Here is a 20,502-nt window from a genome sequence, read left to right as displayed (position 1 = left end):
ATATATATATATATAAATGACAATATACCGATAATATATTTCACATTATTTCTCAATGCAAGAGTTATATTAATCTCTTATATAAGAAAATAAACAGTTGCAATCGCAATAAAATTTATGGATATTGGCGCTAATTTCTCTGGATTTCCTTTGCACAAATCACAGCCAGAGCGTATCCTGAGCCATACCTGGTATGCGCTTTCGCAGGGGATACGCTTCTTTTTTTACGACATGGCTCAACCTTCTGAAACGCTGAGACGCAATACCGCCGCAATTGTTCTGCCTGAATCTCTGGGCGTGCGCAAGCAAGTCTGGCTGGTAGCGGGTATCACACTCATTCTCGCCTGTGTGATGGCGACGTATGTAGAGATGAAACCCCGCACCGTGCGAATGGGAATGGCGACATTGCCAATGGCCGTGCTATTTCCATTTGTCTTCTGGCTGCTGGGCAACAGCCTGCTCAAACGGTTTTGGCCCGGAGTGTCGCTGTCTTCGGGCGAACTCCGCTTGTTATTTTGCACCCTGTGGGTAGGCGGGGTATTTCCGGGCACCAACTGGGCCACAGCCTGGGCTGGACGGGTAGGGGCGGCGCGGTATTTCGCATCCGCGGAAAACCGCTGGCAGGAATTGATCTTTGACAACCTGCCCTGGTGGATGTTTTTGGCGGACTCACCCGGCGTCCTGCGGGGATTTTACGAAGGCCTGGAATACGGCGAAGCCGTGCCGTGGGCCGCGTGGGTGGCGCCAGCCTTCTGGGCTATGTCGGCTGCGCTGGCGATAACGGGCATTGGACTGGGACTAACCGCGATTTTTCAAAAACAGTGGGCGCAGCACGAGCGATTGGCTTTTCCCCTATCAGAAGTGGCGCAGGAACTGACCGCCGGGTTTGACCGGCGCCGGGGATGGCCACCTTTTATGCGCATTTGGGCATTCTGGGTGGGATTTTTTATTGCGGCCCTGCCGGAACTGTGGGATATGGTATCGTGGTTTGTGCCGGATTTTCCCCGCAACGAACTCTGGGTCATTCACCAGCGGAGATTGATCGACATATCGCGGCATTTGCCGCCCAATACGCTTCAGGTTCGCCTGTTGCCCAACTTGATGGGATTTACGTTTTTGTGCAACTTAGACATCCTCTTCGGGATATGGTCGGTCTATGCGATAGCAATGACGGCGCTGTACGGGATGAACCGCACGGGATTTTCCATCGGACTGGCCGGACAAACAGCCGATGGCGCAGAAATTCTGAATATTTTTACCAGCGGAGCGATGGTGGGGCTGGTGGTATGGGCCGTGTGGGTAGCACGGGGACACTTGAAGCGGGTATTTCAGCAAGTCCGAACATCGGTACCGGGGGAAGAGGCCGAGACAGCGATACTATCGCCCCGGATGGCATTGGCTATCCTGTTGGGAAGCCTTTTGTATTTATTTTTTTGGGTAATGCACGCAGGGTACGAACCGCATCTGGCACTTCTGTGGGTGGGGCTATTTGCGATGGGGCTATTTGCGGCGATGAAATTTTTGGCAGCCAGTGGATTTCCCTACATTTATCCCCCCTTTCCCGCGAACAGCCTGAGCCTGCTGGGCACGCGGGGGTTTTCGGAATCTTCACTGGTGGGACAGGGGCTGGTGAACAACCACCTGCTGGCCGGCTGGCGGGTGCCACAGGCCATCCCCCATGTGGCCAAGCTCCGGGAAGATGTCCGGGGCACATCGGGATTGATCTGGGGCGGGATGATCCTGGGCATGCTGGTCACCATTATATACGCAGTCTGGCTGTGTTATCAGTTCGGTGGGATTCACATGGACGAGTGGTTGATGCGGCGGGCGCCCCGAAGCACCCTCAACCGCATTGCTGGCGAGGTGGCCAATACGCAGCGCCCAGTATTTGACCTGGCCAAAGCCACGACCTGGATTTTAGGGGGTGCGGTAGCCGTACTATTTGGACTCTTACAGGCGCGACTGCCGTGGTGGCCCGCCCATCCCCTGGGACTAATGCTGTTTACGCTATATCCGATCCGCGTGTACATGCTGAATATCTTCCTCGTGTGGCTGGCCAAGTTTATCGTTTTGCGATTCGGGGGAATTCAGCTTTACCGACGACTCAAACCGGCCTGCTATGGTTTAATTGTGGGATTTATTTTATCGCTGGCCGTGGGAGCGTTAATCGATTTTATCTGGTTCCCGGACCAGGGGCACTTGATTCATAGTTGGTGACTTCGACCCGTATCTGCGTTCAGCGCTGGAGGTAAGCCATGAAACTCTATTATGTGGTCTGGTTTACAATCGTTCCGGCCGTACTCATCCATCTGTCGGGTATCTCGCCCGTTAGGGCACAGGATATTCAAGACCCGTCGTTGAAGACCCCTGAAGCGTTGCAAATCGTTGTAGAAACAACCGGGTTTCGAGGACCAAAGGGATTCACACGAGTAGATATCTGCACGGTAGTAGATGCCCAGTCGCTCCAATTTGTACCCCAGGAAGACGCATTTGTAGCTCAATTGCAGTATGCCGTAACCCTATCGGATTCAACTGGACAAAAGGTAAAAGTCAAAACGTGGACGCAGAATATCTCAGTTCCAGATATGAACGCACCCCGACAAGAAGGTGCCGTGGTTCGGGAGATAGTGGGACTGGACCTGCCCCCAAAAACCTACCGGCTTGAGCTATTGGCCGAGGATATTTACAGCGGAAAGACGGGGACTTTTGAAGCATGGCTTCAAGTGCGAAATTTTGATCGAAAAGATCTGTCGATCAGCGATCTGTTATTTGCCACAAAAATCACGCCACAAGGGGAAGCTGGAAAATTTATAAAAAACGGGTGGAATATAGTACCCAATGTCAGCCATCGGTACCGGGTGGGCGAACCTGTGCGCGTTTATTTTGAAATTTACAATTTGAAACGCCAAAAAGACCAACCTGCAGAGCCGCTGATTCTGGGATACAGCTTTACCGACTCTTCCGGAATGCAGATAAAAAAATTTCCTTCTCGCCGGATCCGGGTATCGGGAGAGAGTTTTGTCAAGACAGAGACAATCGAGACAGACGGACTAAATGCGGGCGTCTATTTTTTTCAAGTGGAAGCATTTGACCGGGGCACTCGGGAGCATGTGCGACAGCGCAGGGCGATCTTCCTGTTTTCCGATGAGTTGAGCGAAGAGGCACAGGATCAGCTCCGGTATTTTAAGGACATCCGGTATATAGCACCGAGCAAAGATCTCAACAGCTATGCAGGGCTGACCACTGAAGCGGAACGCATGGACTTCTTAAAAGCATTCTGGAAAAAGATGGATCCAACGCCCGGCACGCCGTTGAACGAACGATTGCGAGAACACATGACCCGGATTCAGTTTGCAGATGAACACTTTGGGTCAGAGGCCCATAAACGAGGTTCAGATACGGACAAGGGCCGCGTGTACATCAAATACGGCCCGCCCGACGATCGGGACTTCGAACAGTCGTCAGAGAATTTTGCAGGCGCAATAGAAAAATGGACTTACGATCGGTCAAAGCGGTATCTCTTCGTATTTCAAGACCGGCGGCGCTACGGCGTGTATGAGTTGATACACTCGACAATGCCGGGAGAACTGTACAACCTGAACTGGAAAGAGAGTCAGTAAAAAATATGCCTAAAAATCAGAACGCAGCACTTGCAGACCAGAGCCTGACCGCAGAAACCATCTCCGAGATTCCGGATTGGCGTCACATTGCAAACGGCTGGGAAATTCCCAGCAAAGGATATTGCGATCAGCCCTATGTGGTAAAAACGGACGACGGGGCCTGGCTATGTGTTATGACAACGGGAACGGGTCGAGAAGGCGCGCACGGGCAGCACGTAGTGACAACGCGCAGTACCGATAGCGGACAGACCTGGACGGATCTGGTCGATGTGGAGCCTGCACACGGACCTGAGGCATCGTATGCAGTAGTGCTGAAGGTCCCATACGGACGGATTTACGTATTTTACAATCACAACACGGACAATGTCCGAAAAGTGAAAGGAGACAACCCACCTTATAGAGACGGATATTGTACCCGGGTAGATTCGCTGGGACATTTTGTGTTCAAATACAGCGACGATCACGGGCGGACCTGGTCGGCGCAACGTTACCCGATTGCGGTGCGAGAAATGGCGATTGACCGGGAGAACGCGGACGGGGGCAAACTGCGGTATTTCTGGAACGTGGGCAAAGCGATAGCCGACGATCAAGCCGCGTACGTATCGCTGCACAAAGTGGGAGGATTCGGGATGGGATTTTTTACCCGTTCGGAAGGTGTACTCCTGAAAAGCGAAAATATCCTGGCAGAACAGGACCCGCAGAAAATATCCTGGGAGACACTTCCAGATGGCGATGCAGGGCTGCGGACGCCACCGGGGGGCGGTCCAGTCTCCGAAGAACACAGCTACAGCCGCTTGAGCGATGGGTCGTTTTACAGCGTGTACCGTTCGATTGATGGGTACCCGGTATGCGCGTACAGCCGGGACAACGGACATACATGGACAGAACCGGTGTATCAGTGCTTTGCGGACGGACGACGCATGAAACATCCGAGAGCGGCTAATTTCGCGTGGCAATGCGAAAATGGAAAATTTCTCTACTGGTTTCACAACCACGGAGGGCGGTTTATCGGAGAGCACCCGGACCGGCGCTCAATATCTTATCAGGACCGCAACCCGGTGTGGTTGTGCAGCGGAGTCGAAGCAGACGCGCCAGAAGGCCGTATAATCCAGTGGTCACAACCAGAAATCGCGCTCTACGACGACGACCCGTACATCCGCATGAGCTATCCAGACCTGGTGGAAGACGGCGGGAAGTATTATCTTACGGAAACCCAGAAGGACATAGCTCGCGTACACGAGCTGGACACCTCCCTGCTGGAGAGCTTGTGGGAACAGGCTGAAAATAGGGAAATAGCCACCGAAGGTCTCTTACTGGACCTGTCCCTGCCAGATTCGAGCGAGGCAAAAATGCCGGATTTGCCAGCATTCAACGAGCGAGACAGCGCCAGTCCTTATGCAACGCGAGATCTTCGACAGGGATTTACCATTGATCTGTGGCTAAGACTACCATCACTGCATGCTGGACAGATACTGCTGGACAGCAGGCTGGAGAACGGACAGGGAATGTGCGTGCAGACCACAGAGCGGGGTACCGTCGAGATTGTATTAAACGACGGGCGAACCGAAAACCGGTGGGACTGCGATTCCGGTTATATGCGCACAGGCGAACAGCACCACATTGCGGCAATTGTAGATGGCGGTCCCAGGATCATCACATTTGTGGTAGATGGCAAACTCTGCGATGGAGGTGAAAATCGCCAGTTTGGTTGGGGGCGGTTCAGTCCAAATCTAAGACACGCCAACGGGACTGAAACGCTTCGAATCGGCCCCGGACTTCAAGCCCTGCGGATATACAACCGATACTTGCGCACATCGGAAGCCATTGGAAATTTTCACGCGGGATGTCCATAACAAGGAGGCTGAAACATGAAAATGACCGCCAAAAAAAAAGCATTTTTCAAAGCACAGGGCTATCTCAAGATAGAAGGCGTGATTCCAGAGCACATGGTGACACAAGCAGTAAAAAAAATTAACCATGAATTGGGCAGCACAGGGATGATTCCGGGAGGAGACTATCCGCTTACACTGTACAATGGGTATTACTCTCACAAGAATCATCCAGACCCATTCTACGCCAGTCTGGTAAATGAGACGCCGATCTTCAAGATAGCCGAATCCCTGATGGGAAAAGGGAAACTCCGACCAATTGGAAGCGGACAGATCGCGTTGCCATTTCCCAAGATGGAAGACCGGGCATCTGTGATACTATCGGGACACATCGACGGAATGGGCGGCAAAAAAACCAAAGTGCCCGAAGGAGAATTCTGGCGAAACTTTACCGCTATTTGCGTGGTAATGCTGTCGGACTTGCCCGAGCCGTATATGGGCAATTTTACAGTATGGCCGGGATCCCACCATTATCTGGAGTCGTATTTTCGAACAAACGGACACGGCCAGTTATTCCAGGACCTTCCCAGACTGAGAGAAGAATTGCCCCACGGGCCAGTGCAGATCACCGCAAAAGCAGGAGACGCAGTGCTGGTGCATCACCAGATGGTACACGCGGCTGGCCCCAATCTATCGCCGCATATCCGGTATGCAGTGATCTTCCGTCTAAACCACGTAGATATCCAGAAAAACGGGACCGAAGTGCTGACAGATATCTGGCGAGAATTTGAAGGCGTGCGAGAATTCTGATATGAGGAAACTATGGATCGAGAGAGATCTATCAACATAGCCGTAATAGGCGCGGGAAACATCGCCACGCGGCACCTGGAAAACCTCGCATTTCTCGGTGGCAATCGCATCGTAGCGATATGCGACCTGGACGAAAACCTGGCACGCGCCAAAGCCGCTACTTATGGAGCGCAGGCATACACAGATTGGGAAAAAGTCTTTGAGGAAGTCAAGGACCTAGGCGCGATACTCATCTGCACACCTCCCGTTCTTCGCAAACCGGTCATACAGGCCGCCATACAGCACAACGTGCCCTTCCTCTGCGAAAAACCCCCTGCCCAATCCCTGCGAGAAGCGCGTGAAATCGTCGCACTCCTGCAGAAAACCAGACTAATTCACAGCGTCGGCTTTAACCAGCGCTATGCGCCCTCTGTAGATCGGTGTCTGGGGCTACTGGAAGGCAGACAGATCAATCTGGTGGATGCCTCGGTAATCACCAGCCCGGGATTGACCCGCAATCTCGGAGCAGACTGGTTTTACCTCAAAGAAGAAGGCGGATCATTATTCGACAACACGATCCACACCCTCGATGTAATCCGCTATATCGCAGGTGATATTGACGCAGTACACGCTTTTGGCAGCAACCTCACGATTCCGATCAGCGATAGCTTCACCATCGAAGACAGCATGTCGATCAATCTCCAGTTCTCCTCCGGGGCAATCGGCTGTGTTCTCCTATCGTGGGCCTGCGCACAAGGGCGGAACGACCTCACCTTCTTCGGCAGAGATATTCGACTTTCGCTTTCCACTATCCCCCCCAGAATTGAAGGTACGGTCGGAGCACCGAATGAAAAAACCAGAAGCATTACCGAACAATTTCCGCAGGGACCAGCCATGGGGCGAAGCGGCGAAATCCACCCCAACCGACGACCGCAAGATCCACCCGACCCCCCACATTTTGAAGAAATAGAAGTATTTTTGGACGCCATCCGCAATCCGTCGTTGACCTCTGCAATCCGATCGAATTTTGCAGATGCGGCCCGCACTACAGCACTACTACACGCCATAGAAGCTTCCATAGCCAGCGGAAATGTAGAAAAGGTACCTTTGATTGAAGGAACGCCATGAAAATTGCCTACGGTACCTACGCCATTCCCGACATGCCTCTGGAGCAGGCAATTCCACTGCTTCGGTCCATTGGGTATGACGGTGTTGAGATCTACATTGGAGATAAGCACAAGCATGCACTTCCCGCCGATTACAATTCTACCAGACGAAGCAACATTCGGAAAATACTCGAAGCACAACAACTCGGCGTGCCGGCATTGATGCTGGTAGGCCCCAAAGCCTGGGAGCCCGATGCGGATCTCCACGCTCGAAATCTGGAAACAACCCGGGAGACCGTGCAGTTGGCGCGGGACCTGGGATACTGCGAACCCATCGTCATTTCCATTGGCATTGGCGGAAAGACGGAAACCTGGGACAGGGACAAAAATGGAATCGTCGCCCGACTCCGGGATTACGCAGAGTTGGGCGAGAAAGAACGGATTGTCATTGCGGGAGAGGCTCACTGCGGCGCGGCCGTTGACCGGTCGGTGCGGGCGCTGGAGGTCATTCAAAAAGTGGATAGCCCTCACCTTCGCCTACATTTTGATATTGTTCACTTTTACCTGGCCGGGGATTCCATCGAAGCGTGCGTCAGGGATCTGGTCCCCATCACCGGCCACACCCACATCACCGATGCGCAACGCCATGCGGATGGTTCGTTTGATTTTCGCGTTCTGGGGGACGGCGAACTCGATTCTACCGCCTATATGCGGGCCATGGCGCAGGCCGGCTGGGACGATTATATCACCCTGGAGGTCAGCACCCGTATCTGGTCACAGAAGGAATTCGATACCGTGGATACCGCGCGCCGTTCCTACATGGCCCTGAGCAATGCTTTCAAAGAAGCAGGAGTACCCAGGGATTAGCATTATTCGACGGCAAGCGTGTTGGGGAAGTACCACCGGAGATTGTGTCATGGCACAGCCATCTGGAGCGTTGAGCCACGAAGTTCAAGCGGCAAAAGCGGTGGCCGAAGCCGGGCGGGTGCGGTGGGGAATAGTGCTGATTGCGGTAGCCACCCTGGCACTGGGCTGCATAGCGTCTATGTACCTGGAAATGAGAACCAGGTCTGTGCGAATGGCCGTATCCAACCTGCCGATGACCGCGCTGCTGCCATTTGTGTTCTGGCTCCTGGGCAATACACTGTTGAAGCGGTTCATGCCGCGCTTTTCGCTGACCTCTGCGGAACTTCGATTATTGCTTTGCGTGCTCTGGATCGGCGGGCTATTCGTCGGGTACAATTGGGCGAGCCAATGGGTGGGACAGATGGCCGGACCGAGGTATTTGGCGTCGCCCGAGAACCGCTGGGAGGAACTGATTTTCGACCACCTGCCCTGGTGGATGTACCCGATCAACGCCCCCAGAGTCCTGGAGGGATTCTACCAGGGGCTGGGACCTGGCGGAAGCGTCCCCTGGGGAGCCTGGTCAATGCCGCTTTTCTGGTCAGTCACCACGGCACTGGCGATTACCGCGATTGGTCTGGGACTGACGGCACTGTTTCAAAAACACTGGGTACAGCACGAACGCCTGGCATTCCCCCTGGCGAATATCTCCCTGTCGCTAACCGAGGGATTTGACCGGCGCCGAGGTTGGCCGCCATTTGTGCGAACCCGGGCGTTCTGGGTGGGATTTGCGGCCTCGGCTTTTCCAGTACTCTGGAACATCGCGACATACTGGGTGCCGGGTTTTCCCCGGATTTCCATTTACGACCATCACGCAAGGCGAAAAATTCATCTATCCCGCTATCTCTCGATTCACGCGCTGACCTACCGCATCCTGCCCACGCTAACCGCATTTACGTTTCTGTGCAATCTGGATATCCTTTTTGGAATCTGGGCGCCGTACGTCGTGGGATGTGTCATTCAGTACTGGATGAACCGAACCGGCACCGCCGTGGGATTGAGTGGACAACAGGTGGATTACTGGGGAGCGGCACCCATCTTTGCAAACGGCGCAATCGCGGGACTGGTGGTCTGGGCGATCTGGACCGCGCGAGGTCATCTGAAACGCGTATTTCGGCAAATCGCCGCGCCCGTTCCGGGCGAGGCACCAGAGACAGCGGTACTTTCTCCCAGGATGGCGGTAGTAGCCCTGGCCGGTGGCCTGATCTACATGGCTTCCTGGCTGCACAATGTGGGCTACGATCCCCTGGTGATCGCATTCTTTCTGCTCAGCTTCTGCATGGTACTGCTTGCGACCATGAAACTTCTGGCGGTCAGCGGATACGCCTTTGTGCATCCCTTTTGGAGCGGCCTGTCCAAAACCAACACCATGACGCTTTTGGGCACAACCGGAATGTCGGACTCGAGCCTGGTTGGGCTGCAGGTGGTTCACCCTCGCAGCCTGGCTGGCTGGCGCGTGCCGCCAGCGCTGCCCCAGATAGCCAGAATTTGGGGCAAAAAAAAGGGAAGCGTGCGGCTGATCTGTATCGGCCTGCTGGTAGGGCTATTGACCTCGGCGCTTTCCACCATCTGGCTCTGTTACGCGGACGGAGGCGCCAATCTGGATTACTGGAACACGGAGGGTGCGGCCCGGAACGTCTATAACCGCGCCGCAGGTATGTTAGTCGAAACAGAGCGAACGGTATTCGATCCCTATAAGATGGGAATCTGGTTGACTGGAGGGCTACTGGTCGTGCTGTTCGGCGTGCTACAGACCCGGGTGCTGTGGTGGCCGGCACATCCGCTGGGACTGATGCTTTTTGGGATGCCCTATTTGCAGTTTTACATGCTGAACGTGTTTCTCGTGTGGGTTGCCAAGCTGGCGGTGCTGAGGTTGGGCGGGATCGAGCTTTACCGCCGTGTATTGCCCTGCTGCTACGGGCTAATCGTGGGATACGTGTTCGCGGTGGGGTGCAGTTGCCTGGTAGATGTCATCTGGTTCCCGGAACGCGGGCACCATGTTTATTCGTGGTAGGCGAGATGGACAAAAGGAATATAACCCAACAACCAGAGCTAAATGAGGAACTCCTATGAATACCAGCCCCGACATTATCTTCATCTGTTCCGACCAGTGGAACGCGCGATATCTAAGATGCGCAGGACACCCGCAAGTACAAACCCCGCACCTCGACGCACTTGCAGCCGAAGGCTGTATCTTCGACGCGGCCTACACGCCATCGCCCGTGTGCATGCCAGCGCGCGCATCGCTGGCCAGCGGCCTCTACCCGCACGCGCACGGATTCTTTTGCAACTACACCGGCAAACTATTCCCACCCGAACAAGTCACCCTCTTCCGTTGCCTGCAAGAAGCCGGCTACACCACAGCAAAAATCGGAAAATACCACTACTTCAGCCTGGAATGGGGCCAGGACTACGAAGACTATCGCGACTACTACGACCAGCTCGGACTGGACTGGGCCGAAGAAACCTCGACACCATTTCAGGGACCCTTCCTGAACACGGGCTACAGCCGCCTGCTAAAAAAAGAGGGACTCCTCGACACCTTCATCACCGACATTGGCGACCGCTACGTAGATGGACAATACACCCCCCTTCCCTCGCCCCTACCGCCAGACATGACGCCGGACGGCTACGTATGCCGACAAACACTGGCGTACCTCGACCGCGCACCCACCGACAAACCCCTATTCCTCTTCGCCAGCTTCCCCGGACCCCATACACCTCTGGACGCGCCCGGAAAATACGCCAAAGTGTACGACCCTGCTGATATCGTCCTCCCAGAAAACTACAACGAAAAACGCTGCAAATACGGTCGGCAGGCCATCGCCGAAATGACCGCCCAGTACATGGGCAAAATCACCCATTTCGACGACCGCATAGGAGAAATCATAGCCGCCCTGAAAAAACGCGGCAACTGGGAAAACACCGTCATCGTATTTACCTCTGACCACGGAGAACGCATGGGAGAGCACGGCCTCGTCTCCAAAACCGGCTTCGAAGAGGGATCGGCACGCGTACCCCTAATCATCAGCGGACCAGCTGCGCCCGTCGCCAGCGGACACCGCAACGCCTCACCCGTCTCCTTCCTGGACCTGTTCCCAACCTTCCTGGACCTCGCGGGTGCGGAAATCCCGGACTATTGCCAGGCAGCCTCACTCCTACCTATTGTCAGAGGCGAAACCGACAGCGTTCACGACGCCGTCTTCTCTGAAATCTCCCGCAACGACCAATTTTGCTACATGGTGCGCGACACCCGGTGGAAATGGTCCATCCAGGCTCAAAATGAACGCCTGTTCGACCTGCAAAACGACCCCCATGAAATGCAGAACCTGGCCCAGTCGCCCGCACATGCAGACACAGCCCAGCGTCTCCGCAACAGACTCCTGACATTTCTCACCGACACGCAACTCAACCACGCCCGCGGGTACAAACCCCTGTTCACCCGCATCGGCATGCAATTCCCAACAGAGGATCCCGCAGACAGAAAACGCATCATTCGCGACCGCTTGCGGCAGGTCCACCAGTAATTTCCAACGGAGGGTATGCGCAATGCTAATCAAAGAGGTCAAAATCCATCTCATAGAGATGGAAGGGAAACGCCCTATAAGAACCATGTTCGTAATACCCGGACAGCTTCGGTCTCAATTCGACAGGCGGGCAACGCCGGGTCATGAGCCGAACCAATTGTGTTTCATCCGGGTAATTACCGACACCGGGATCGAGGGCTGGTCCACGGCATTTTATACCTGGGGACCAGCCCGGGCCTTTGCAGAGACCTGGCTGGATGCATTCCGACACGAACTGGTGGGCGCAGACCCTCTGGACCGGGAATACATCTTTCAAAAGCTGTGGTTCGCCAACCGCTTCAATTGGCTACACCCGTGGAATATGAGCTATGCAGACGTGGCACTGTGGGATATCGCCGGCAAATATGCCAGGCTATCCGTGGCCAAACTTCTGGGAGCGTTTCGCGACCGAATACCGACGTATGTGAGTTCGGGAAATTATCCAGACCCGGAGCGATTTGTAGAGTTTGGATTGGAAGTACAGGAAGAGGGGTACAAGGGTTACAAACTACACAGCCGGTTGGGACCTGAAGCGGATATCCAGGTCGCGCGAAACGTGCGAGAAGCGCTGGGTGATGGGTTCACCTTGATGCACGATCCCGTTCAGATCTACACCTATCCGGAAGCAGTGCAAGTGGGGCGGGCACTGGAGGAATTGAACTACAAATGGCTGGAAGAACCGCTCCAGGAGTGGGACATTACAGCACTCAAAAAACTGTGCGATACCCTGGATATTCCAATAGCGGCATCGGAATGGGTATTCGGAGGATCTCACCATGTAGCGACGCTACTGGCTCAAGGCGCAGCGGATATTGTGCGGGGAGACGCGATCGTATCGGGTGGAATTACCGGATTGATGAAGGTAGCGCATGTGGCCGAAGCATTCGGAGTGGCGTGCGAGGTACACGAGCGCGGACCAATGTTCTGCTTTGCCCATGCACAGGCGCTGGCCGCGATGAGCAACTGCGAGTTTTTTGAATTGAACGGCGTAAATCCCAAGGCACCGACCGAGGATCCGCTCGTGAAGAATCCCATACAGATAGAAGAGGGGTACCTGATTGTGCCGCAGGGACCGGGATTGGGTGTGGAACTGGACTGGGAGGAAATAGAGCGACGGACAGTAGAAGTGCTCTGAGTGGAGACCTGAAAAGATCTGTGCAAATGACCCGTACAGAATTATTTTTAAATCAAAAAAAAGGACTAATGAAAGGGGTGAACATGCCGTTCTTCTCCGTTGAAGACGACGTCGTCTCTCTGTCCAGAGGAGCCTGGGCCAGGTCCCATCGGCTGAACGTGCGCTGGCGCGGACGGGATATTGCGTCCCTGAGCCAGGGGGCATTCCGCGCTTATCTCTTCCCGGTGTACACGCCTTCCGGCTTTGCCGTGACCACCGAGAGTCCGGTAGATCACCCGCACCACAATTCGCTCTGGATCGGCGCCGACCATGTGCATTGCCGCCTGCCTTTCTCCACGAGCACCTATGAGGAAGCTACCTATAACTTTTACGTCAACGAAACCTTCCAGGGACGCGCCCCCGGACGCATCCTGAGCGTGTCGGTCGAAAGCACAGAGGTCTCGCAAGCGCATCTCCGGTTGATTCAGACGCTCAACTGGCAGGGACCCTCCGAGTGGGCCGCTCCCGAGGGGCGCACCCTGCTCGTCGAAAAAAGGACGATCAATATCTATCCCGGCGAAGTAAATAATCAGATCGACATCCACTCGCAGTTACGACCGACTGATTGGGATATCCATATTGGTCCTACGCGACACGCCTATTTCGGAGTCCGCATGGCAGAGGCATTGCGGGCAACCAGTGGGGGGAGATTGACCGATTCTGCTGGCCGTTCCAGCAGCGAGGTGATTTCGGGAGAACGCGCCGATTGGGTAGATTGTTCGGGAACGATTGCAGCTAAAAGGCGGGCAGGTGTGGCTCTGTTTTCCTATCCGGCTACTGCTTGCAAGACCTGGTACGTTTCCGATTGGGGCATCCTGTCGTTGAATCCGTTTGCGAAAAAACAAATGGCAATCAACCGGAATGAGGTCCTGGATCTGGCCGTGCGGGTTGTTGTTCACGACGGTGATGCAGAGGAGGCAGATGTGAACACATGCTACCGGTCTTTTGTGGAAAGCGCTGACCGGTCTGAACAGGACAATGTCTGAAAGGAGAAAAAAATGAAGATTCTGCGGTATAGCGCCGATGGGGAAATCCATTACGGCATTCTGGAGGAGGATGGTACAGTTCGTCGGCTAATCGATTCTCCCTTCGAAAGCCTGGATACCAGCGATGTAGTTACACATCTGGACCAGGTGCGTGTACTCGCACCGGTCGAAGCCCCCAGGGTCATCGGAGTGGGTTTGAACTACTCAGAACACGCCCGCGAAAGCGGCCAGGATCCGCCCCCGTTTCCGATGCTGTTTATGAAGCCTTCTACCGGAGTCATCGGCCCCGAAGAGCCGATCATCTATCCCCATCAAGGCAAGGAGATCCATTACGAATGCGAACTGGCCGTTGTCATTGGGAAGACGGCCCGAAGAGTGTCGGATGCTGAAGCCCTGGACTGCGTACTGGGCTATACCTGCGGCAACGATGTGAGCGAACGCGTGATTCAGGCGGCTGAAATGGCGTTGGGCTGTATGCTCATCGGGAAGGGATTCGATACCTTCTGTCCCCTCGGTCCGGTGATTGCAACCGGGCTGGATCCGACCCATCTGGACGTGACCACTCGGCTGAACGGTGAGGTCAGGCAGCAGGCCAATACATCCGACCTGCTGTTTTCGGTTGCCCAGCTGATTTCCTACATCAGCGAGGCGATGACCCTGCTGCCGGGCGACGTGATCATGACCGGAACACCGTCTGGAGTGGGGCCGTTTGCCCCCGGCGATACGATCGAGATTGAGATTTCGGGGATCGGAATCTTGCGCAATCCGGTAGTTGCAGAAACGCGTTGACTCCTTTGGAGATATTTATGGATATCTGGCACTTCTGGTTTCGCGTGTTTGTTGTTTTGGTCCTGGCGTCCGGCATAGCGCAGGCTGACGAGACGGGGACCCTTCAGGCCATGCGGCTGGTGGATGAAGGCCATGCACTGATTGTGCAGAAACAGTTCCGCGAGGCCGAGGATGCGTTTGAGCGTGCCCTGAAACGGGATCGAAAGCTGGTCCCGGCGATAAAGGGTCTGGGGAAGGTGGGAGTTCTCCAGGAGGACTGGGGCAAGGCGAAGAAGTGGTACGAAAAGGTTCTAAAAACGATTCCAGAGGACCCGGAGGCACTTTACAACCTGGCTATTAGCCACCGCGAAACGGGAAAATTCAAGGCGACGCTGTTTCGGAAGCGGGAATGGGACAAAGCAGAGAGATACTTTAAGCGGCTCATTGTGGCAGATTCGCTCTACTTGGACGGATTCTATCAGTATGCAACATTAGAACGGTACCGAGAAAAGTACCGAGAGGCGATTTATCTCGGACACAGACAGGCAGCGACAAAGCCGCATCTGACGGCCATCCAGCGGGGACTATTCCGGCTCTACCGCTACCTGCTGGACCACGGGGATCCAGTGGAAGCGAAAGGCTGGCTGGAGACTCAAGAGACCGAGCACGCGGACTATTTTGTGGGAGAAGCTGAACGACTATCTGGGGATCTGGAAGCGGCTGGCGGGGCGCTGAAGGCCTGGTTAGCATCGGATTCGGCCATCAGCCCGGCGCCGGCAAGATTGTCTCTTGCCCGGGTGTACTACACCCTGAGTTCGCCGCAAATGGCCGAGGGGTTTTTCTTTGAAGCGGTCGATCATATCCGCAACCGCCTGGATGCCGAACTGATTTTCGAGGATGTGAAGTATATTGTGACAGATAGGGAACTGCAACGGTTCCTGTCCCTGGTCACACCGGAGGACTATGCCGACTTTTTTCGACGCTTCTGGCTTCGCAGAGACCCCACACCGGCCCTGTCGCATAACGCCCGATTGGCCGAACATTACAGGCGTTTAATGATGGCCGAGACGTACTACCGGTATGACGGACTGCGCGCGTGGTTCAACAATCCCGACAAACTGAGCGTATTCAATTTCCCGCCTGCTTTTGCGCTCAACGACCGGCTGAACGACAAAGGGCTGATCTATATTCGCCACGGAGATCCGGCCGACCGTGCCCGAACTATCGACCAGGATCTGATCCAAAACGAATCCTGGTTCTACGATCCGACGCCCGCTCTGCCTCAGATGATTTTCCATTTTAATATCGACCGACACGGGACGCGGAACAATTGGCGGTTGGCACCCTATCCGCCCACGCTGGAGGACCGGGACATGTGGGGGCCGCCCTATTTGTATCCAGAAAGGTTCAAGGACCCACTCTACCAGATGCAGATTCAAAATGAGATTACCCTGCAGAGTCGGCGGGCAGTGGATGTGGCGCTGCGTACGGACCGCCATACGTGGCTGGATGTTGACCCGCTCCCTTTTCATATGTATATCGGATTTTTCAAAGGGAAAGAGAAGACGGATGCCGTGTGTTTTTACGGGGTTCCGCTGTCGGATAAAAATCTGGAGAACCTGGCCGATACGTCTGCGGTTTACGAATATGGCATGACGCTGCACGATCGAAACTGGAACCGGGTCGTCCAGCAGCGGGAAGGCGTGATCCGGCGGGATATGCGCTGGTTTGGGGGGATGGGACTCGGCACGATTCGATTTCGGGTAGAGCCAGATACCTATAACAATGCCTTTTTTATACAACAGACCCGGGAAGGACGCTTCGGAGGGTGGAAGGGAACACTGGAGGTACCGGCATTTTCGCAGGTACGGCTGGATGTGAGCAGCATTGTACCGGCCTATGAAATTGCGGCTGCGGATTCTGGCCGATTTGCCTTCCGCGACCACCGCCTGGTACCCAATCCGACGCGGCGGTTCGACCCGGCACGGCCGATGTATGTATATTTCGAGGTCTATAATCTGACACCCGATGAGTTCGGGACGACGTCTTTTGCGATCGAATATACGGTGGCAAAAATCCAAAAAGAAACGAATACAGTACTCGAGGATTTGCTCAGGATCTTCGGCAGCAAGGACAAACCCACAACCTCCGTAGAAGTAGAATATCTGGGAAATACACCCGATTCTGCGGAGTATCTGGCGCTGGATCTGAGCAATGCCGGGAAGGGGGATTTCCGGCTGAATATGCGGGTGAAAGACCTGCACTCGGGAGAAGAGAAACAGGCGTTTCTGGATCTGGAGTTAAAGCCTGATTGAGATCATTGAGGAAAGAATCCGTTTGTCAAATGAGTTTTGAACAACCCATTTCCCTGGAAACAAACACAAGAGGAGTGCGTTGTATGTCCACTGCCAAACACCCCAATATTATTCTCATTCTAACCGATCATTTCCGGCGCGATGCGCTGGGAAAGAGCACGCCCAATTTAATGGCCTTAGCTGCAGAGGGAACGCAGTTTACCAACGCGTATTGCGCCACGCCGCTGTGCGGGCCATCGCGGATATCGATCATCACCGGGATGTACCCATCGCAAACGGGAGTATGCGGGAACCAGGCCGATGTGATTCACCCAGAGCTTCGGGACGATACGTTTATGCACCACCTTCAGCAGGCGGGATATTATACGGCAATGATTGGCAAGCACCATTATATTGACAGCTACGGGTACTGCATTGATGTAACGGAAAACGACGAAGAACTGAGACGTTATGGATTCGACTATATATTTCAGGTTCAGGACGACGGAGAAAACGGACACAATGACGATGAGTACACGAATTACCTGAAAAAACGAGGAAAGCTGGAGACGTTCCGGAAGGCGCTTCGCAAAGGGGGATTTCGGCACGTATTCGACGACCCAGACGAGACGGCCGACGGGTTTATCGGGGTAAACGGGATCCGATTCGTGGAGGACTATATAAAGGACCGGCCTTTTTATTTAAATCTGTCATTTATCGGGCCGCATCCGCCGATGTGGCATCCGGGCGAATTGCAACACGACCCCGAGGCAATGTCGCCATCCCTGGGAGCACCGGACGAAGCGTCGGTGCGACTGAGGCGGGCACACTATATGGACAAATGCGCGCTAATTGATGCTTATGTGGGCCAACTGGTAGCGACACTGAAAGCGAAGGGAATATACGATAATACGGTAATCATCTTTACTTCGGACCACGGAGACTGCCTGGGCGATTATGGGATATTGGACAAGAGGTATTTCTACGAGAACAGTGCAGGCGTGCCGTTTTTGATGTGCGGTCCGGGAATCCCAAAAGAGGAACGGATGAATGGGCCGCGGGTGAGCAAGGCGCTGGTGTCTCACCTCGACCTGTATCCGACAATCCTTCGCCTTGCAGGGACCAGGCTCGCATTCGACCGCCGCCGGCCCGGGTTGGATATCCCGGCCCTGGTCCGGGGGGAACCGCACATTGGGAGAAACGCGGTATTTGCCGAACTGGCTACATGTGCGATGGTGCGCACCGGAAACTGGAAACTGGTATTCGATCCGGAACAGGGTGGCGTACAGCACCTGTATAACCTAACAGTGGATCCGCTGGAACAGCAGAATCTGGCAGGCGTAGCTGGTTACGAACATGTAACATTGGATCTTGTGCAACGCCTGCTGACGCACCGGATTCAACAGACGCAGTACACACATATCAAAGAGGAACAGCGACTGCAACGCGTGCGCGTGCTACCTTAGAAGGGGAACTCCCATGAATAACAGAGAAATAATCCGCCCCTCCCGCGAACTGGTAGATCCTTTTTGGGACATCAGCGTAGCCAGCATCTCGACGTTTTTGCGCAGCCAGGGAATATTGAGGCATGCGATGCTGGGACCAAAAGCCCTGACACCCGGGATGAAAGCCGTGGGCACGGCAGTGACCCTGCAATTCTTGCCCAAACGGGAGGATATTATCGAGGGCCTGGGCGAGGAACAAACAGAAAAAACATCGGCACTATGGGCGTCAATTATGTCGATCGAACAGGGCGACGTGCTGGCAATTGACGCCCGGGGACACATGCAAACGGGCTGTTTGGGAGAAATGTTGATGACGGGAGTGCAGGCACGCGGGGGAAAAGGGATCGTAGTAGATGGATGCCTGCGGGATTTGCCCAGCGCGCTCGATCTGGGATTACCTCTGTTCGCCCGGGGAGGGACACCGGCCAATGCCGGGTTTTTCGAGATGTACCCCTGGGATTACAACCTGCCCATAGGCTGTGGCGGCGTGTTGATATTCCCCGGCGACATTATTGTAGCAGACGATGATGGAGCCGTGGTGGTGCCGCCGAAGATAGCGGAGAAAGTCATCGAATGGTGTCAGCCCAAAGAAGACCGGGAGATATTTGAGAAGATGAAGATCCGGGAAACTGGAAATGTGGCGAAATACCACCCGATGAACGAAGAAGCAAAACAAGAATATGCCGAGTGGCTTAAGCAGGTGACTACTCCCACGGCTAAAGCCTGTGGGCTTCTTGGCGGTCAAGCCACCTGACGTTGTAGCCCCAACGCCAATATGTTTATCGCAGCATTGTGGTCTCTGTCCGTCTTATACCCACACTGTTTGCAATGATGCACACGCTGAGACAGTGGTTTCTTTTCTCTATGTCCACATGCAGAGCAATCTTGTGACGTATAGTCAGGTGGAACGGCCTTGAATCCAATACCAGCTTCTTCCGCTTTGTATTCGAGACAGTGCCGAAACAGGGACCATGCTACGTCTGCTATTGATTTAGCCAATCGTCTATTCTTTTCCATATCTTTAACGTCCAGTTTCTCGACGGCAATGAAACCGTGACGATTGACCATTTTTCTTGATTCTTGATGGGCAAAGTTATGTCGCTTATTACGGATACGCTCATGCACTCTGGCAATGACTTTGCGACGCTTTTCTTTGACAAGATCGGTCTTGGGTCTTTTTTTCACTTTGTCCCAGTTGCGCTGTGCTTTGGCAAGGTTCTTTTCCTCTTGGCGAAAGAATCTCTGATTCTCTATTCTCTCGCCGTCACTGGTTACTGCAAAGGACGTAAGACCCACGTCAATGCCAGCAGCAGAGCCTGTGTCTGCTTTTTCAGGCGTATCGCCCATATCGCAAGAGATAGACACAAACCATTTGCCCGTCTTTGTGCGTCTGATTGTGCAAGACTTAGGGATACCTTCAAGCGGTCTATGCTGAACGACACGGATGCAACCTATTTTACTCAATCGCAAGCCTTTGGCGTCCAATCGACAACTGCTGGCAAACTGAGTATAGGTGATAGAGTCATAGCGGTTCTCACTCTTGTATCTGGGAAAGCCTGCTTTCTCGCCCGTCTTTGACTTCTGTTTGAGACGCCGAAAGAAACCTTTGAATGCCCAATCTACTCTCTGGCATACTTGTTGGAGGACTTGAGAATGGACAAGAGAAAAAGGGTTGTATTGTTTTTTAAGCATGGGCAAAGTCTCTTGTTGGTCATAGCGCGACAAACTTTCTTTATTCTTTTTCCATGCTTGTATTCTTGCACAGAGGAGTTGGTTGTAGAGAATGCAACATTGCTCAATATGCGCCAGCAAGATTTTCTCTTGTTTTTTGGTGGGTCGCAATCTGTATTTAAATGATTTAACCATAATAAAAATATACACTTATGTATTGATTTTGTCAAGCAGAAATAGCGGATGAACCTGTTGATGAAGTGCTGGCGCACTTGTACACCGCTCCACCAC

15 protein-coding genes are annotated in these 20,502 nt (G+C 54.0%); 14 read left to right on the top strand and 1 reads right to left on the bottom strand.

Annotated elements, in window-relative coordinates; all coding sequences use genetic code 11:
- Nucleotides 1–117 precede the first annotated feature (117 nt).
- From F4Y39_22385 to F4Y39_22320, 14 genes are read left to right on the top strand one after another with little or no spacing between them, the layout of a single operon-like run.
- Nucleotides 118–2,217, top strand: coding sequence for a hypothetical protein (locus tag F4Y39_22385; protein MYC16487.1), 2,100 nt, complete (start codon nt 118–120; stop codon nt 2,215–2,217).
- A gap of 38 nt (nt 2,218–2,255) precedes the next feature.
- Entirely contained in the window at nt 2,256–3,620 is a 1,365-nt protein-coding gene (locus tag F4Y39_22380) for a GWxTD domain-containing protein (protein MYC16486.1), read from the top strand.
- Nucleotides 3,621–3,625: 5 nt separating this feature from the next.
- Entirely contained in the window at nt 3,626–5,473 is a 1,848-nt protein-coding gene (locus tag F4Y39_22375) for a hypothetical protein (GenBank protein ID MYC16485.1), read from the top strand.
- 15 nt (nt 5,474–5,488) lie between these two features.
- Entirely contained in the window at nt 5,489–6,259 is a 771-nt protein-coding gene (locus F4Y39_22370) for a phytanoyl-CoA dioxygenase family protein (protein MYC16484.1), read from the top strand.
- Between the two features lie 12 nt (nt 6,260–6,271).
- Entirely contained in the window at nt 6,272–7,366 is a 1,095-nt protein-coding gene (locus F4Y39_22365; GenBank protein ID MYC16483.1) for a Gfo/Idh/MocA family oxidoreductase, read from the top strand.
- Nucleotides 7,363–8,211: a sugar phosphate isomerase/epimerase gene (locus F4Y39_22360; GenBank protein MYC16482.1), complete on the top strand. Its 849-nt coding sequence runs from the start codon at nt 7,363–7,365 to the stop codon at nt 8,209–8,211. The genes F4Y39_22365 and F4Y39_22360 overlap by 4 nt, the downstream gene beginning before the upstream one ends.
- A gap of 49 nt (nt 8,212–8,260) precedes the next feature.
- Nucleotides 8,261–10,261: a hypothetical protein gene (locus tag F4Y39_22355; GenBank protein ID MYC16481.1), complete on the top strand. Its 2,001-nt coding sequence runs from the start codon at nt 8,261–8,263 to the stop codon at nt 10,259–10,261.
- A gap of 55 nt (nt 10,262–10,316) precedes the next feature.
- Nucleotides 10,317–11,774, top strand: a complete 1,458-nt coding sequence (locus F4Y39_22350; protein ID MYC16480.1) for a sulfatase — start codon at nt 10,317–10,319, stop codon at nt 11,772–11,774.
- A gap of 22 nt (nt 11,775–11,796) precedes the next feature.
- Complete coding sequence (locus F4Y39_22345) at nt 11,797–12,948, top strand: mandelate racemase (GenBank protein ID MYC16479.1); 1,152 nt, start codon at nt 11,797–11,799, stop codon at nt 12,946–12,948.
- Nucleotides 12,949–12,974: 26 nt separating this feature from the next.
- Nucleotides 12,975–13,973 carry a hypothetical protein gene (locus F4Y39_22340; GenBank protein MYC16478.1) on the top strand — a complete coding sequence of 333 codons (999 nt, stop codon included), beginning with the start codon at nt 12,975–12,977 and terminating at the stop codon, nt 13,971–13,973.
- A 12-nt stretch (nt 13,974–13,985) separates the two neighbouring features.
- Nucleotides 13,986–14,762: a fumarylacetoacetate hydrolase family protein gene (locus tag F4Y39_22335; protein ID MYC16477.1), complete on the top strand. Its 777-nt coding sequence runs from the start codon at nt 13,986–13,988 to the stop codon at nt 14,760–14,762.
- Nucleotides 14,763–14,779: 17 nt separating this feature from the next.
- Nucleotides 14,780–17,056, top strand: a complete 2,277-nt coding sequence (locus F4Y39_22330; protein MYC16476.1) for a GWxTD domain-containing protein — start codon at nt 14,780–14,782, stop codon at nt 17,054–17,056.
- A gap of 29 nt (nt 17,057–17,085) precedes the next feature.
- Complete coding sequence (locus F4Y39_22325; protein MYC16475.1) at nt 17,086–18,501, top strand: sulfatase-like hydrolase/transferase; 1,416 nt, start codon at nt 17,086–17,088, stop codon at nt 18,499–18,501.
- A gap of 13 nt (nt 18,502–18,514) precedes the next feature.
- Nucleotides 18,515–19,294, top strand: a complete 780-nt coding sequence (locus F4Y39_22320; protein MYC16474.1) for a ribonuclease activity regulator RraA — start codon at nt 18,515–18,517, stop codon at nt 19,292–19,294.
- On the opposite strand, the gene F4Y39_22315 is transcribed toward F4Y39_22320, so the two are convergent.
- On the bottom strand, nt 19,282–20,406 hold the full coding sequence (locus F4Y39_22315; protein MYC16473.1) for an IS200/IS605 family element transposase accessory protein TnpB: 1,125 nt from the start codon (nt 20,404–20,406) through the stop codon (nt 19,282–19,284). The genes F4Y39_22320 and F4Y39_22315 overlap by 13 nt on opposite strands.
- Between the last annotated feature and the right edge of the window lie 96 nt (nt 20,407–20,502).

The sequence above is a fragment of the Gemmatimonadota bacterium genome, from assembly GCA_009838845.1.
Classification (GTDB): Bacteria; Latescibacterota; UBA2968; order UBA2968; family UBA2968; genus VXRD01.
The sequence above is the reverse complement of the archived record's forward strand: the minus strand, read 5'-3'. Positions and strand labels throughout refer to the sequence as shown.